This window comes from Streptococcus nasisuis (assembly GCF_040836615.1).
Lineage (GTDB): Bacteria > Bacillota > Bacilli > Lactobacillales > Streptococcaceae > Streptococcus > Streptococcus suis_V.
In genome coordinates, this window is record NZ_CP162268.1 from 2,358,967 (window position 1) to 2,373,078 (window position 14,112).

The 14,112-nt window shown below is 45.1% G+C and carries 14 protein-coding genes, 1 pseudogene and 1 riboswitch; of the genes and pseudogenes, 2 read left to right on the top strand and 13 right to left on the bottom strand.

All coding sequences use genetic code 11. From position 1 onward, the window contains the following. Nucleotides 1-3: 3 nt before the first annotated feature. The 5 genes from AB1F57_RS11945 to pbp2a all read right to left on the bottom strand — a co-directional run bounded on the left by AB1F57_RS11945 (nt 4) and on the right by pbp2a (nt 4,373). Entirely contained in the window at nt 4-918 is a 915-nt protein-coding gene (locus AB1F57_RS11945; protein WP_367985783.1) for a zinc ABC transporter substrate-binding protein, read from the bottom strand. 118 nt (nt 919-1,036) lie between these two features. Then, nucleotides 1,037-1,573, bottom strand: a complete 537-nt coding sequence (gene nusG, locus AB1F57_RS11950) for a transcription termination/antitermination protein NusG (protein WP_105111755.1) — start codon at nt 1,571-1,573, stop codon at nt 1,037-1,039. 108 nt (nt 1,574-1,681) lie between these two features. Further along, nucleotides 1,682-1,858: a preprotein translocase subunit SecE gene (gene secE, locus AB1F57_RS11955; protein ID WP_167785151.1), complete on the bottom strand. Its 177-nt coding sequence runs from the start codon at nt 1,856-1,858 to the stop codon at nt 1,682-1,684. A 9-nt stretch (nt 1,859-1,867) separates the two neighbouring features. Further along, entirely contained in the window at nt 1,868-2,020 is a 153-nt protein-coding gene (gene rpmG, locus AB1F57_RS11960) for a 50S ribosomal protein L33 (protein WP_002940258.1), read from the bottom strand. A gap of 49 nt (nt 2,021-2,069) precedes the next feature. Then, complete coding sequence (pbp2a, locus tag AB1F57_RS11965; protein WP_367985784.1) at nt 2,070-4,373, bottom strand: penicillin-binding protein PBP2A; 2,304 nt, start codon at nt 4,371-4,373, stop codon at nt 2,070-2,072. 157 nt (nt 4,374-4,530) lie between these two features. Here pbp2a and AB1F57_RS11970 point away from each other — a divergent pair, with 157 nt between their 5' ends. Continuing rightward, on the top strand, nt 4,531-5,499 hold the full coding sequence (locus tag AB1F57_RS11970) for an NAD(P)/FAD-dependent oxidoreductase (RefSeq protein WP_367985785.1): 969 nt from the start codon (nt 4,531-4,533) through the stop codon (nt 5,497-5,499). Beyond that, nucleotides 5,499-6,365: an RluA family pseudouridine synthase gene (locus AB1F57_RS11975; protein ID WP_367986360.1), complete on the top strand. Its 867-nt coding sequence runs from the start codon at nt 5,499-5,501 to the stop codon at nt 6,363-6,365. Before AB1F57_RS11970 ends, AB1F57_RS11975 begins: the two co-directional genes overlap by 1 nt. A 258-nt stretch (nt 6,366-6,623) precedes the next feature. Here the strand turns inward: AB1F57_RS11975 and AB1F57_RS11980 are convergent, their stop codons facing one another. The 8 genes and pseudogenes from AB1F57_RS11980 to AB1F57_RS12015 all read right to left on the bottom strand — a co-directional run bounded on the left by AB1F57_RS11980 (nt 6,624) and on the right by AB1F57_RS12015 (nt 13,984). Next, complete coding sequence (locus AB1F57_RS11980) at nt 6,624-7,208, bottom strand: DUF4352 domain-containing protein (protein WP_367985786.1); 585 nt, start codon at nt 7,206-7,208, stop codon at nt 6,624-6,626. Between the two features lie 9 nt (nt 7,209-7,217). Continuing rightward, nucleotides 7,218-8,057 carry a mechanosensitive ion channel family protein gene (locus AB1F57_RS11985; RefSeq protein WP_105122381.1) on the bottom strand — a complete coding sequence of 280 codons (840 nt, stop codon included), beginning with the start codon at nt 8,055-8,057 and terminating at the stop codon, nt 7,218-7,220. Between the two features lie 42 nt (nt 8,058-8,099). Continuing rightward, nucleotides 8,100-9,434 carry an alanine/glycine:cation symporter family protein gene (locus AB1F57_RS11990; protein WP_367985787.1) on the bottom strand — a complete coding sequence of 445 codons (1,335 nt, stop codon included), beginning with the start codon at nt 9,432-9,434 and terminating at the stop codon, nt 8,100-8,102. A 172-nt stretch (nt 9,435-9,606) separates the two neighbouring features. After that, nucleotides 9,607-9,725, bottom strand: a riboswitch (glycine riboswitch). A gap of 107 nt (nt 9,726-9,832) precedes the next feature. Beyond that, complete coding sequence (gene msrB / locus AB1F57_RS11995) at nt 9,833-10,771, bottom strand: peptide-methionine (R)-S-oxide reductase MsrB (RefSeq protein WP_105137718.1); 939 nt, start codon at nt 10,769-10,771, stop codon at nt 9,833-9,835. A gap of 39 nt (nt 10,772-10,810) precedes the next feature. Beyond that, nucleotides 10,811-11,890, bottom strand: a pseudogene (locus AB1F57_RS12000) (AMP-binding protein); the annotation flags it as partial. 151 nt (nt 11,891-12,041) lie between these two features. Then, nucleotides 12,042-13,088 (bottom strand): DUF389 domain-containing protein, encoded by a 1,047-nt coding sequence (locus tag AB1F57_RS12005; protein ID WP_167785144.1) that lies wholly within the window; start codon nt 13,086-13,088, stop codon nt 12,042-12,044. 64 nt (nt 13,089-13,152) lie between these two features. Next, nucleotides 13,153-13,467 (bottom strand): thioredoxin, encoded by a 315-nt coding sequence (gene trxA, locus AB1F57_RS12010; protein WP_167785143.1) that lies wholly within the window; start codon nt 13,465-13,467, stop codon nt 13,153-13,155. Between the two features lie 124 nt (nt 13,468-13,591). Next, nucleotides 13,592-13,984 (bottom strand): DUF1310 family protein, encoded by a 393-nt coding sequence (locus AB1F57_RS12015; RefSeq protein ID WP_167785142.1) that lies wholly within the window; start codon nt 13,982-13,984, stop codon nt 13,592-13,594. Nucleotides 13,985-14,112 lie beyond the last annotated feature (128 nt).

The window sequence follows — 14,112 nt, forward strand, 5'->3', positions numbered from 1 at the left end:
CCTTTACTGTAATTCCTTGGCGAGGGTGTCTAAGACGGCATCTAGATTTTCCAGATAGGTTAGATTGTTTTCTGGGTCTGCCTCAAGCGGGTCCAAGATTTTCAGGTCAACACCTGTGGAGCTCTTCAAGGTCTGGGCCAGCTTGTCTGACTTGCCCTTTTCCACAAAAATTGTTTTGACATCGTAGGTATCGACAAATTCCTTGATTTCTGCCAATTGTCGTGGATTAGGCTCTTCCTCTGACACACCAGCTATGCCCAGTTGCTGGAGGCCGTAGCGCTTAGCCGTATAGGAAAAGGCTGTGTGCTGGGTGACAAAGGTCTTGGATCTTGTTTTTTCAAAGATAGGCTTGTACTTGTCTGCCAAATCCTGGTATTGCTGCTGGAGCTTGCTGGCATTTTCGTTGTAGTAACTAGCTCGTTCAGGGTCTGCCTCAGCCAGTAAATTACCAATCAAGACCGCCTCCTGCCCCACCAGAACTGGGTCCAACCAGGTATGGGGGTCGTAGAGACTGGCCTCGTCCATGCCCTCTGTCACCTCCACATCCTCCAGACCAGGAACTCGCTGTAGCTCTAAACCACTGGAGGCCTCCAGGACCTTGACCTTAGAACCTTGCACATTCGGCTCCAGGCGACCGGCCCAGGACTCCAAAATCTTAGAATGGTAGATAAAGATATCTGCGTCGTATATTCCCTTGACATCTGCTGGCGAGGGCTCATAGGAATGGATCCCATTTCTGGAGCCAATCATACGGACGTCATTGTAGTCACCAGAAATTTCCTTAACCAGTGAATAAATTGGGTAAAAGGAAGTCACAATCCGCAGGCCAGATTGGACTTGGCTAGACTGGCTCTGCTGGCCACAGGCCGAGAGGACTAGTAGCATGAGTGATAAAAAGAGATATTTCATCCACTTCATTAAATTTCTCCTTGTATTTTTGTTAACCAGTTAACTATAACACAAAAATGGTTAACTGGTCAAGTATTTTTTGATAAAAAAAGACAAAACAGTTGTTGACTGTTCTGTCTGATGGATATTATAATTCTGCAATCTGGCTCAAATTCACTTCTGCAATGGTATCATTACCAAACATGGAGATAACCATCTTAACCTTGTTATTATCGATTTCAGTGATTTTACCAGTGTAGTCTGTGAAGGCACCGTCAATGATGCGGACTGTGTCGCCCACCTTGACATCGATATCTCCTTGGACTGTTTGTCCCATAGATACCAGGATTTGGCGAATTTCTTCTTCCAAGAGTGGAGTTGGTTTGGAACGGTTACCGTGAGAACCCACGAAACCTGTAACGTTTGGCGTATTACGAACCACGAACCAAGCCTCGTCAGTCATGACCATCTCTACCAAGACATAACCTGGGAAGCGGTTTTCTTCCACTTCTTTCTTCTCGCCGTTCTTTTCTACCTGAACCGTCTGGGTTGGGATTTCCACGCGCAAGATGTTTTCCAACATATTGTAGGTATGCGCACGTTGGAGAAGGTTTTCTTTTACCTTGTTCTCGTATCCTGAATAGGTTTGTAGGACAAACCAGCCTTTGTCAAAACTATCGTACATAGTCGTTCCTTTCTTTTGAAAGCTGTATTGAAGACGCTAAAAAAAAGCCCGAAGGCTTTCGCTTTTCTTTATTATACCACTTCCATTTTACAAATGGCAAGTATTTTACTAGAAAAGATTAATCAAGCTCATCAAGCCCTTGGACAAAATGAGGTCAAATATATACACAAGTACCACGAAGAAGGCTGTGTATTCTACGACTGAGAAGAAATCTTTCCAACTCTGCTTGCGCGTTGGCCAGACAGTGTCTTTTAAAATACGGAAAATATCTGCGACGAATTTCACCTGCTACTCCTATCTAGTTTCCTTGTGGACCGTGTACTGACCACAGTGTTTACAAAATTTATTTACTTCTAACCGTGTTGGCTTGGGATTGCTCGATAGGGAAATAGAATAGTTACGAGATCCACAAACTGTACAGGCTAGGCTTGCTTTTTTTAGTGCCATATAGCCCTCCAATTAACCTTATTTTATCATGTTTTAGCTCATTTGACAACTACTCAAACCAACTTCTTATATTGTCTATGAGGGTGCGTGCTCGCTCAGGTAGCTGGGCATCAATGATTTGTTGCTTGGTTTCTTCTAGAAGCTGTCTTGCTCGGTCACTGATTTCCTGGATTTGCTCTGGGCTGATGACCGGCTCTGTCGGTACTGTCTCCACTTGATTGATAGGCACAATGCCATTCATGGCGTAAGCATTGTCCACTGTAAATGGTGTCCCGCTGGTCTGACTCAAGAGATTGGCCGCAACTGTTTGGAAGAGCACAGGCGCTTTCCAGGAATTATTGGCATCGATATAGTGGGTCTCGTCAGTCTTTTCAAAACCAACCCACTGGCTGATAACCAAGTCAGGTGTATAGGCGATAATCCACTGGTCATTGATAAGAGAGACATCAAAGTTGGTCTCGGTCGTCCCCGTCTTTCCGGCTAGATTGTAGCCGTGGACATCCGCATTGACCCCTGTACCGTTGGTAAAAGTTCCCAGCATCATAGAGGTCATCTTGTCTGCCACTGACTTATCGATCACCTTGGTCGACTGAGAACGGTGGTCCACGATGACCTTGCCATTGGCCGTTTCAATACGGCTAATCAGATGAGCATCCTTCATGGTCCCATGGTTGGCAAAGGCGCCATAGGCCTGGGCCATTTGCAGGGCATTGGTCTCCACACCAGATCCTATAGCCACTCCCAGTACCTTTTCAACCTTATTCATGTTCAGGCCAAATTTTTTCCCGTATTCAAAGGCGGTGTCAATCCCCAAGGTGTCGACAATGGATACCACAGGCAAATTGTAAGACAGGGCTAAGGCTTGGTACATGGGAATAGATTCCGATGTAGACAGGTCATTATTCTGCAAGGTATAGGTCCCGTAGGTCGTCGTGTGGTTGTCCAGCTCTTTATCAATTTCCCAGCCTGCCGACACTGCCGGAGCATAAGCAACCAAGGGCTTGATGGTCGAACCCGGACTTCTCTTGGCCTGGGTCGCGAAATTGAAGTTACGGAAGGCATAATCTTCGGATGAATTAACCCGCCCAACCAGCGCTCGAACGCCACCTGTAGACGGATCCAGGGCCACGCTTGCCCCCTGTGCATAGGAACTATCATAGGCAGACTGCGGGAAGAGACTCTCGTCATTAAAAATCACCTGGAGATTGGCCTGAGAGGTCTGATCCATCTCCGTATAAATCCGGTAGCCGTTGTTGATAATGTCACTTTCTTTCAATCCATATCGGTCAATAGCCTCTGCAATAACCGCATCAAAATAAGAGGGATAGGCATAGTTGCTAGCCTTGCCCGCATAGGCATCGTAGAGCTGACTGCCCACGTCCACCTGCATTCCTGCATCAGCAGTTGCCTGATCAATAAACTGGGCATCCACCATGACCTGCAAAATAGTATTACGGCGGTTGGTCGCATTTTCAATGGAATAATAAGGATTGTAAATCTCAGGGCCCTTGAGCATGCCGGCTAAAACAGCCGATTGCTCCAGACTCAAATCGCTAGCATTAACCCCAAAATACTTGAGACTAGCATCCTGAACCCCCCAGACCCCGTTGCCAAAATAGGCATTGTTGAGGTACATGGTCAGGATTTCCTGCTTGCTATATTTTTTATTGATTTCAAGAGCCAGAAAATACTCCCTAGCCTTCCGGCTAATGGTCTGGTCCTGAGTCAGGAAGGCATTTTTGGCCAACTGCTGGGTAATGGTCGAACCACCGCCAGACCGGCCCAAGGTAAGGAAGGCCAGCAGGGTCCGCTTGTAGTTGATACCAGAATTTTCATAAAAAGTCCTGTCTTCCGTAGCGATGACGGCATTTTCCAGATTATCCGAAATGGCATCCAGCTCCACATAGGTTCCTTTCTGCCCCGACAGGGTACCAGCTTCCACACCGTCCTTGTCATAGATAACCGTCTTGGCCTTGAGGGCCTCCTGCAAATCGCCAACATTTGCGGTCTTGGCTAGGAAGAAGAGATAGCCTCCCACCGTCAGTATCAGAACCCCCAGGATAATCAGCAGAATTTTAGTCAGCTGGTAACGGCGCCAAAATTTGCGAACAGGCTCTGGAATCCGACTTTCCTTTTTAGGTTTATCGGACCTGTCACGACCGCCCCGGGCTGAGCGACGGCTAAATCTGGTTTTTTTCCCACTTTCTAAACCTGGCAGGTCTATGTTTTTCGTTTCTCCCATGTCAGACTCTGCGCTTGTAAATTGGTCGCTAGTATAGGCCTTGGTCTGGTCCAGAGACTCGAAATCCTCTGGCACTTCAATGGGATCAAACTGCAAATCGTCCTTGTCCATGCCCCCTCCTCTTTCTCTAGTTTTGGACTATTATACTATATCGGCCCAAATTTTTCAGCTACCAATCCTTTGGTTGAACTGTGACAGCCCATAAAATCGGTCTCAGGACTGAAAATATGGTAGAATAGGACTATTCTCTATTGATAAGGAAAAGACTATGACTGAAATCTACGACATTACCATTATCGGCGGTGGTCCTGTTGGGCTCTTTGCTGCCTTCTACGCCCATCTGCGCCAGGCCAAGGTCAAAGTGATTGATTCGCTGCCCCAACTCGGTGGACAACCCGCCATCCTCTACCCTGAAAAATCCATCCTGGACATTCCTGCCTTCCCAAGCCTGACTGGTCAAGAATTGACGGACAACCTGCTTGCCCAATTAGCCCCATTTGACACCACTATTTGCCTCAATGAAACCCTGACAGCTATCCAACCGGGTGAAGTCATCACTTTGACAACCAACAAGGACACCCACCAAACCAAGTCGGTCATCATCGCAATGGGTGGTGGCGCCTTCAAGCCCCGTCCTCTGGAGATTGACGGAGCTGACAGCTATGAAAACGTCCATTACCATGTGTCCAATATCCAGCAGTACGCAGACAAGGACGTCGTTGTCTTGGGTGGTGGCGACTCCGCTGTTGACTGGTCTCTGGCCTTTGAAAAAATCGCCAAAACCACCAGCATCGTCCACCGACGCGACAATTTCCGTGCCCTAGAGCACAGCGTCGAGGACCTGAAAAAGTCTAGCGTCGCCATCCACACTCCCTATGTTCCTAAGGAACTTTCTGGGGAAAATGGCAGAGCTACTGCTATTCGTTTCGACAAGGTCAAGAGCGAGGACCAGCTCACCCTGAACTTCGACCACCTCTTTGTCAACTACGGTTTCAAATCATCGGTCGGAACCCTGAAAGAATGGGGATTGGACCTGCATCGTCACCGCATTTTAGTCAACAGCAAACAGGAAACCTCGCAGGCCGGCGTCTATGCTATCGGAGATTGTTGCTACTACGAAGGCAAGGTTGACCTGATTGCTACAGGCTTTGGCGAGGCTCCGACTGCCGTCAACAATGCCATGAACTACATCAATCCAAACGAAAAAGTACAACCAAAACACTCAACCAGCCTATGATGAAAATTGACATTCGCATTCCCCAAGCCTTTCCAGAATTGACCGTCAAGGAAGTCTTGGAAGATTATTTTCTCATTCCCAGAAAAATCCGCCACTTCCTCCGCACCAAAAAACACGTCACCGTCAATGGGCAAACCGTTAACTGGCAGAGTTCCATTGCTCCCGGTGACCTGCTAGAATTGACCTTTGATGAGGAAGATTATCCGGAAAAGACGATTCCTATGGGGCAGGCAGACTTGGTCGAAGAGCTCTATCAAGATGAGCATCTGATTATCGTTAACAAGCCCGAAGGAATGAAAACCCACGGCAATGAGCCGACGGAAATCGCCTTGCTCAACCATGTATCAGCTTATGTCGGTCAAACCTGCTATGTGGTCCACAGGCTGGATATGGAGACCAGCGGAGCCATTCTTTTTGCCAAAAATCCCTTTATCCTGCCCATTCTCAATCGGCTCTTGGAAGACAAAGTCATCTACCGTGACTACCTAGCCCTCTGCCAAGGTCATCTCAAGCAGGAGAGTTGGACCATTACAGACAAAATCGGGCGCGACCGTCATGATCGCAGGAAACGATTGGTCGATCACCGCAAGGGTCAAGAGGCTGTCACTCATGTCAAACAACTGGAAAAAGTCGGCAAGAACAGCCTAATTTCCTGTCGCTTAGAAACTGGACGCACCCACCAAATCCGCGTCCACCTAGCCCACCACGGTCATGCCCTTATTGGCGACCCACTCTATAGCAAAGTCAGCGCTCCCCGCCTCATGCTCCACGCAGCCCGCCTCAGCCTGACCCACCCACTGACCCTTGAAACAATCAGTGTCGAGGCACAGTCGGACAGTTTTGAAAAAGTGTTGAAAAAAAGCTGAAGTTTCAGCTTTTTAGTTTGCATATAATTTTATGTCAATTACCCACTTTACTCATACTCAATGAAAATCAATCTAGCCCAGCTTCAACTGTTTGGGGAACAGTTGAAGGCTGGAAATAGAGCGAACTTGTTCGCCTCAAAAACGCCGAAGGTAGAACTCTGTCGCTCTCTCGTTTCAAGTCGACAGGCTGAAAACCTCCCCCGGATCTTTTCACTCACCAAGGCTCTTGATAACGGATAAGATGATTTTCGAAGAGTATCAAATCCCCTGGCCAATCAGCTGCTCCGTCCACATGACATCATCATAGACAAAACCAAGATTGGTCTCACCGTCCAAACCATAGATAAGACGGACAGATATCTTCTCACCGGCCTTTATTTTCTCAGCCAGATTGACATCATAGATCCGTAAGTCCAGGGGCAAAGGGAAGTCCGTTGAAAGGTCAATCAGGTTAAAATAATATTCGTCAAAGTAAATATCTTCCTGACCAGGATTTTCCACTTCCAAATCTACCACATAGGCCGAAGGGTAATAATCATCCACCAGATCCACGCTGTCGTCTTGTCCCATGGATTTCACCGTCACGCGCAGGCCATCCGCAAAGTCAACACTTTCTCCGACCTCGTGCTCTCGATAGGTCCTGGTGCTATCAAATTCCGTAGAAGGCTGGTCCAGAGAAAGCTCGCTAAAGCCAAGACCAATGATGAGTAACAAGCAAATCACCCCCAGCACAAGACTGGCTACAGCGCCAATTATGGTGGTCCAAAAGAGGGGCTGTTTGTAGAGAGCTTTCTTAGGATAGTACATATAGCCGTCTTCGACGACGAAATCTTTCTGCTGCATAGGAACTCCTTATTTCAAGCTGGCTGTAGGCAGGTCGATGCCTGCCTGGCGTAGGGCATCTTGATAAAATCCTAAAAATTGATGATAGACCTTGCTCTGCTGACCATTGGCCACAAAGAGGTTGATCCGGTAGACAAATTGTCCAGTAGCTGTATTCTGCGGTCCTAGAACCGTGATACCTGTAATCTGGTCATTCTTGCCCAGTTCGCGACGATTGACCTCTTCGATGACCTGGGCAACCCGGTCCAAATCCGTATTAAACTTGAGTGGAATGTCCACCTGGGCCCGCATGTCACCACGAGACTGATTGCTGACGACTAGGATATTTCGGTTGGGAATGAAATGCAGGGTCCCGTCCGCATCCCGTACCTGGCTGGTCCGAATGCCCATACTAACAACCGTTCCAGTAATGGTAATCGGTCCGTTGGTCAGCTTAACCACATCTCCCACATCAAATTGACGCTCCACTAGAATAAAAAATCCATTGACTAGGTCCGATAGAAAGCCTTGCGCCCCCATACCTACAGCCACACCAGCAATCCCAGCTCCAGCTAGAAGGCTGGTTACTGGCAGACCGAGAATACTCAAAATACAGTAAATCAGGATAAAATAAAGCAGATAGCTAAGCATACTCTCAACCAGGCGACTAATGGTCTTTTGACGACCAATATCCTGGGTAGAAACCTTGAGCGAGGGAATCAAAATCCGCTTGACTGAGCCCTTGGCAATCTTTTTGATGACCAGGAAGGCCAGGAAAAGTAGAACCAGGGACAGGACCTTATTGAGCCCCTTGGTCAATAGATCTTCTAGATTAAATTGGGATAAGTATTTGTTGATAAAATCATTCATGACACTATTATAGCAGAAAAGACAGCCGAACTGTCTTTTTCTCTATTTCTTCTCTTTAAAATATTCCCGCGTTTCCTTGATAATGATTGGAGATAGGGCCAGTAAGGCAATCAGGTTCGGTAAGGCCATGAGACCATTGACAATATCTGCAATCGTCCAAATCAAATCCAACTTCAGGAAACCACCGAGAGCTACCATCAATATGAAGACTAGACGATAAGGTAAGATGGACTTTGTTCCGAAAAGAAATTCAATACAGCGCTCACCATAATATGACCAACCCAGAATCGTTGTAAATGCAAAGAGAACCAAGCTAATAGTCAAGGCAATTGTCCCTGGATTACCAAAAACAGTTGCAAATGCTGCCTGAGTCAGCGGAGCACCCTCAAGTCCTTCCACCGTCCACTGACCAGTCACCAAAATAGATAAACCTGTTAAACTACAGATAATAATGGTATCAATGAAAGTACCGGTCATAGAAATCAAACCTTGCTCAACGGCATTGTCTGATTTGGCTGCAGCTGCGGCAATGGGAGCAGAACCTAAACCAGATTCATTAGAAAATACACCACGAGCAATTCCTCTCTGGATTGCTTCTTTTACTGTTGTCCCAGCAAAACCACCAACAGCTGCAGAAGGAGTCAGTGCTGAACTAACTACTAATTTCAACGCAGGAATCAACTGATCTGCATGTGTTATTAAAATCACAATTGTTGCTAAAATGTAGAGAACGGCCATGAATGGAACGACTTTGGTTGATACTTGGGAAATCGTCTCAATGCCACCAAAAATGATGACAGCCACTAGAATGGCCAGGAGGACACTAATAAGTTGCGGAGACAATCCAAAACTCGCTTCTAATGAAGAAGTGATAGAATTGACCTGTGAAAATGTCCCTATCCCCAAAAGAGCAACCAAAACACCAGAAATGGCAAAGAAGATTGCTAGGGGTTTCCATTTCTGTCCCATACCAATGGTGATATAATGCATTGGTCCACCTGCCGCATGACCATCAGCATCCCTGGTTCTGTACTTGATTGCTAGAAATCCTTCCGCATACTTGGTTGCCATACCAAAGAAGGCTGCCACCCACATCCAGAAAAGAGCTCCTGGACCACCTGTAGTAATGGCAGTCGCCACCCCAACGATATTTCCCGTACCAACCGTTGCCGCAAGGGCCGTACACAGAGCCGCAAAACTGGACACATCTCCCTGACCAGACTGGTCACTGGAGAAAATCAAACGAAAGGCCGTCGGTAACTTGCTGACCTGAAACACTCCCAAACGAAGGGTAAAATATACACCCGTTCCAACCAAAAGCATGAGCAAGGGCGGCCCCCAGACAATATCATTGATGCCCTTAAATAGTTCTAACATAGAATCCTCCGGTTTTTTCCTGATAAAACAGCTGGAAAATAAAAAACCAGAAATCGAATCTTCGTCTTCTATTTTACGTTTAGAAGGAGGCAAGGAAACTTGACACCACAATAAACATAATAGAAAGACGAAATCAACTTCTGGAACGCGAAAATACAGGCTAACCCCGCTTTGATTTCGCTCTGTCCTTTTACCTGAGAGTTTCAGCACATCTATCTATAAAATCTAGGATTTTGTAAATAGACTTGCCTTGCCCCTTCGGTGCCTTATGGTCTCTCCAGAGTTCCGTCCTTTGGACAGTCAGTTGCCTTTCTGCCCACTATCAACCGGTTATTCAGTTTTATCTCGCTCTATTTTAGGTTATTTTTTAGAAAAAATCAAGAATATTTTCAAAAAAATTATCCCAATAAGTCCAAAAACAGGCCAAATCCTGCTGCTTCCATTTCCTCTCTCGGTATGAAACGAAGGGCTGCTGAGTTGATACAGTAACGTAATCCACCTTTGTCACGCGGTCCGTCATCAAAGACGTGGCCAAGATGAGCATGTCCAGCCCGACTTCGGACTTCAATACGGTTCATGCCGTGGGAAAGATCTTGGAAATAAGTCGCGACTTCCTTGCTGATTGGCTTGGTAAAGGAGGGCCAGCCGCAGCCTGAGTCGAATTTGTCCGTTGAGAGAAAGAGGGGCTCGCCAGTCGTAATATCGACATAGATGCCAGCTTGGTCACTATTCCAAAACTCATTTTCGAAGGGCCTTTCCGTCGCAGCTTCTTGAGTGACTTGATACTGAAGGTCGGTCAAGCTGTCTTTTAAGACTTGCTGGTCTGGCTTTTGGTAGTCTGCAACATCAATCAGAGGGATTTTTGCCTGCCCAAGATCGATATGGCAGTACCCTTGGGGATTTTTCTTGAGATAATCCTGATGGTAGTCTTCGGCGGGGATGTAATGTGCGAGCGGCTCCACTTCAACGGCTAGGGGACGTCCACCAAAGAGCTGGGACTGCTCCGTCATGACCTGCTCGATGGTCGGAAAATCAGCCTCATCCGTGTAATAGATACCAGTCCGATACTGGCGCCCCTTGTCAGGTCCCTGCTGATTGACAGAGAAGGGATCAATGACTCGGAAATAATAGAGGAGAATCTCCCGCAAACTGATACGGGTCGGGTCATAGGCTAGATACACAGTTTCTGCGTGGTCTGTTTGTTTGAGGAGTTGATAACTGGTCGTCTCCACCTGTCCATTGGCATAGCCAACGCTAGTGTCAAGAATACCATCGATCTGGGAAAAGTAACCTTCCATGCCCCAGAAACAACCGCCTGCTAGGTAGATTTCTTTCATGTGAACTCCTTCTTGTCTGCAAGCGTGATTTCATCACTCTTACAGATTTTTTTCTTTCATTTCTGCTTCCATTTTGAGGCGTTGAACCTTCATGGTCGCAGTACGTGGAATGTCGTCATAAGCCATCAAGATAGGCTCTTTCAATAGCGGTAGGTCTGCAACCATGGCCCACCAAACTTCCTAGTTCATCTCAGCATCTTCTGCCAGAGCGATAATCGGCTGCGGTGCACCATTGACATCGCGGATAATCACGACTTCTGATAAAAAGTCCAATTTATCCAGCAATAAATCTTCCAAGGCAAGGTTACTGTCGATGTGCTCAATGAGGTCAACCTGACGGTCTTTTAGAAGAAGCGTCCCCTCTGGAGTCATGCAGCCGTAGTCACCACTATCCCACCAAGCACCGTACACATTATCTTGGAAGCGGGCATCTTCTTTGTAGTAAGTCACAGCACGGCCTTTTGACAGGAACTGGATATGGCCGTTTTCTTCAGCTGGGAGAGGATTCCCTTGGGCATCTGTGATGCGTGCTTCTGTGAAACCTTCCAGACCAAGCCCCATATCACGTCCGCTAACTGTTCCTAGATTTTCCAAACGATGGTACCGTAAAATCATTGGACCACATTCACTTTGACCATAAACCTGCATAAAGACTGGATATTGCTCTTTAGAAGCCTCCAAGAAGGCGCGAAGCGTACCAATATTGATAGCATCAAAGGTTGAATGGTAATAACGAATGCTGCTAAAGACCTCTGGTTTTTCCTTGGCCAATCTTGCCCATTGCACAAAGTTATTAGGATGAGTTTCCAGAGCACTTGGACGATGAAGAGCAAGCGCCCGTTCAACTTCATCTTTTCTTGCAGAAGAAAGCGGGTAGAGGGGGAATCCTAGCCCAATCGCCGACGACACGCCGATATTATAGCGCGAATGAACAGGAGAGATATGGAAGGCCAGCAAGCCTCTCTCCGTCATCTTGTCAAAAATAGTCTGTTGCCAAGCTACTCGCCAGCCCATGGTCTGTGCTGTGTGGCAGATTAGTTTTGGAACACCTGTCGTCCCTGAAGTATGGGTCATGTATTGAATGACATCTTCTGGCAGGAGATTTTCTTCAAACGATAGAGATTTAATGGTTTGTAACTAATAGTTGACATATCTAACCTTTCTAGAATGACAATGATAAGGTTATTATAACATCTTGTGTCAACCTTCACAATGTCGTTTTTGAAAAGCTCACAATATTAATTGTCGACACAAGTAACACCTACAACATTTATTCATCCACGATTTCTATCTCGTCTTGAATTATCTCACTTCCTGAATCTGCCTTGGAAAGTTTTTGCTCAATATACTGATCAATGTACTGATATACCTCCTCAGCATCTGATTGGGATAAACTAGCCACTTGGTTTACTTTAACCGATAATGTTTCAAGACCATAACCTGATTTTTCTTGTACTAATCTTTCCAATTCCTGATGCGTTATTTCCTGTCCAATAATAGTAAGTTCCAACTGATTTTTAGACTTGAGATATGTTCGACTTAGTATAGTATATGAAGAAAAGTTTTCACTAATATATTGATTCATAGCCTCTCTACGAGAATAATCTACAACCAAATTTCCCGCTGATAGTAAACTTGGTAGAGTTAAAGCAATAACAAGTGCAGTCATTCCATATCTCAATTTAGGATTCAGATCACTTAACTCAACTGCCTTCGTCCGTCTCATCAAAAAGCGTGACCCAAAAAAAGTGGTCAACATGATGAAGATACAGTTAATCAAAAATAGGTATAGAGCACCAAAAAGATATTGAGTATTCCCATGAGCTAAACCGAAACCAGCAGTACAAATTGGAGGCATTAGGGCTGTTGCAATGGCAACACCTGGAACGATATTATTTGCTTCTTTTTTCCGACTACCAATCACACCTGCTATACCCCCAGCAATTGCAATCAAAATATCCCAAACAGTGGGAGAAATTCGAGAAGTTAACTCAGAACTAGCCACTGTAATGGGTGAAAGATAGAAGTACAAACTCGAAACAAATAGGCTGATGATAACTTCGACGGTCAATAACTTCAAGGCTTTTTTCATCAATGACAAGTCATAGATTGCTAAACCTAAACCAAGACCAACTATCGGAGTCATCAAGGGGGAAATTAACATAGCACCTATAACAACTGCCATAGCATTCATATTTAAGCCTACAGATGCAATAAAAATTGCACACATTAAGATAAATATATCACGAGTTTGTAAGTCTAACTCGTCAAACAACTTATTACGGTATTCCATTGTTGAAAAATACTTATTTTTCATAGTCTCCACTCTTAGAAATTATATTGTAATCCTACTATATTATATTTATTGTTTGTATTTTTATCTAACTAATCTCTGCCAAGATAGCTTTGATTTGGTCTTTGGTGTGAACACCAGCAACTTGTTTCACAACCTGTCCATCTTTTTTGAACAAAAGGGTTGGGATTGACATAATACCGAATTGACGAGCTGTGTTTGGATTCTCATCAACATCCATTTTGTAGATGCGCAATTCATCTTCATCCACTTCGCCTGCTAATTGTTCCAAGATTGGTGCTTGCATACGACAAGGACCACACCATGGTGCCCAAAAGTCAACAAGGACTACGCCTTCTTGTGTTTCAACTTCAAAGTTTGCATCTGTTACTACTTGTACCATATTCGTCTCCTTTTCTGTTTTTCTATTTTCATTCTACACCAAAAGAAAAGAGAATGCGAATATTTGCTACGGAAGAGAAATGAGATAGACATGCTTAAACAATTGTGATTTGAAAGCATACTTTTCAGTCATTGTTTATTTCTCCGACTATTTTTTTCACTTCAGAAGAATACCCTCCCCCGGAGTATTCAATTTTTCCTGTATTAGAATCCTTTTCTAATTCGAACACCACTCTTAACTTTCTATCTGAATTCAAGAAAACATTAAAACTTATCCCTCCCATCGGACTATGAATGATAGAAGAATCATCGATTTCATATGTTTTTATCAGTCCTTCCTCTGAAAGAGCTTCATTATCTAGATATTTAAGTTGTTCTTCTACGATCTCCCTCACTTCCTCACTCTTCACAATCTCTACCATCTGGTCGTGCTCAATTTTTTGCATCAGCTTAATTCCTCCTATTCCAATCCCGATTACTAACAAAATTCCGATAATAACTTTCATTACTTTTTTCATCCTAGACCTCCTTTATGAAATCCTATCAAGTAAGAGCATTTCTTACCTCATAGTATAGCATAAATTTAGTGGTTTAAATATATTAAGTGGAAGAAGTCTGTAGGACCTTAATATTGCCAGAAGAGTCT

Excerpts from the sequence above, each read along its gene's own strand:
- AB1F57_RS11980 (WP_367985786.1), bottom strand. The coding sequence starts at position 7,208 with ATGCAGCAGAAAGATTTCGTCGTCGAAGACGGCTATATGTACTATCCT.
- AB1F57_RS11985 (WP_105122381.1), bottom strand. The coding sequence starts at position 8,057 with ATGAATGATTTTATCAACAAATACTTATCCCAATTTAATCTAGAAGAT.
- nusG (WP_105111755.1), bottom strand. The coding sequence starts at position 1,573 with ATGTACGATAGTTTTGACAAAGGCTGGTTTGTCCTACAAACCTATTCA.
- pbp2a (WP_367985784.1), bottom strand. The coding sequence starts at position 4,373 with ATGGACAAGGACGATTTGCAGTTTGATCCCATTGAAGTGCCAGAGGAT.
- msrB (WP_105137718.1), bottom strand. The coding sequence starts at position 10,771 with ATGAAAGAAATCTACCTAGCAGGCGGTTGTTTCTGGGGCATGGAAGGT.
- AB1F57_RS11945 (WP_367985783.1), bottom strand. The coding sequence starts at position 918 with ATGAAGTGGATGAAATATCTCTTTTTATCACTCATGCTACTAGTCCTC.
- AB1F57_RS11970 (WP_367985785.1), top strand. The coding sequence starts at position 4,531 with ATGACTGAAATCTACGACATTACCATTATCGGCGGTGGTCCTGTTGGG.
- AB1F57_RS12005 (WP_167785144.1), bottom strand. The coding sequence starts at position 13,088 with ATGAAAAATAAGTATTTTTCAACAATGGAATACCGTAATAAGTTGTTT.
- AB1F57_RS12015 (WP_167785142.1), bottom strand. The coding sequence starts at position 13,984 with ATGAAAAAAGTAATGAAAGTTATTATCGGAATTTTGTTAGTAATCGGG.
- AB1F57_RS11975 (WP_367986360.1), top strand. The coding sequence starts at position 5,499 with ATGAAAATTGACATTCGCATTCCCCAAGCCTTTCCAGAATTGACCGTC.
- trxA (WP_167785143.1), bottom strand. The coding sequence starts at position 13,467 with ATGGTACAAGTAGTAACAGATGCAAACTTTGAAGTTGAAACACAAGAA.
- AB1F57_RS11990 (WP_367985787.1), bottom strand. The coding sequence starts at position 9,434 with ATGTTAGAACTATTTAAGGGCATCAATGATATTGTCTGGGGGCCGCCC.
- rpmG (WP_002940258.1), bottom strand. The coding sequence starts at position 2,020 with ATGGCACTAAAAAAAGCAAGCCTAGCCTGTACAGTTTGTGGATCTCGT.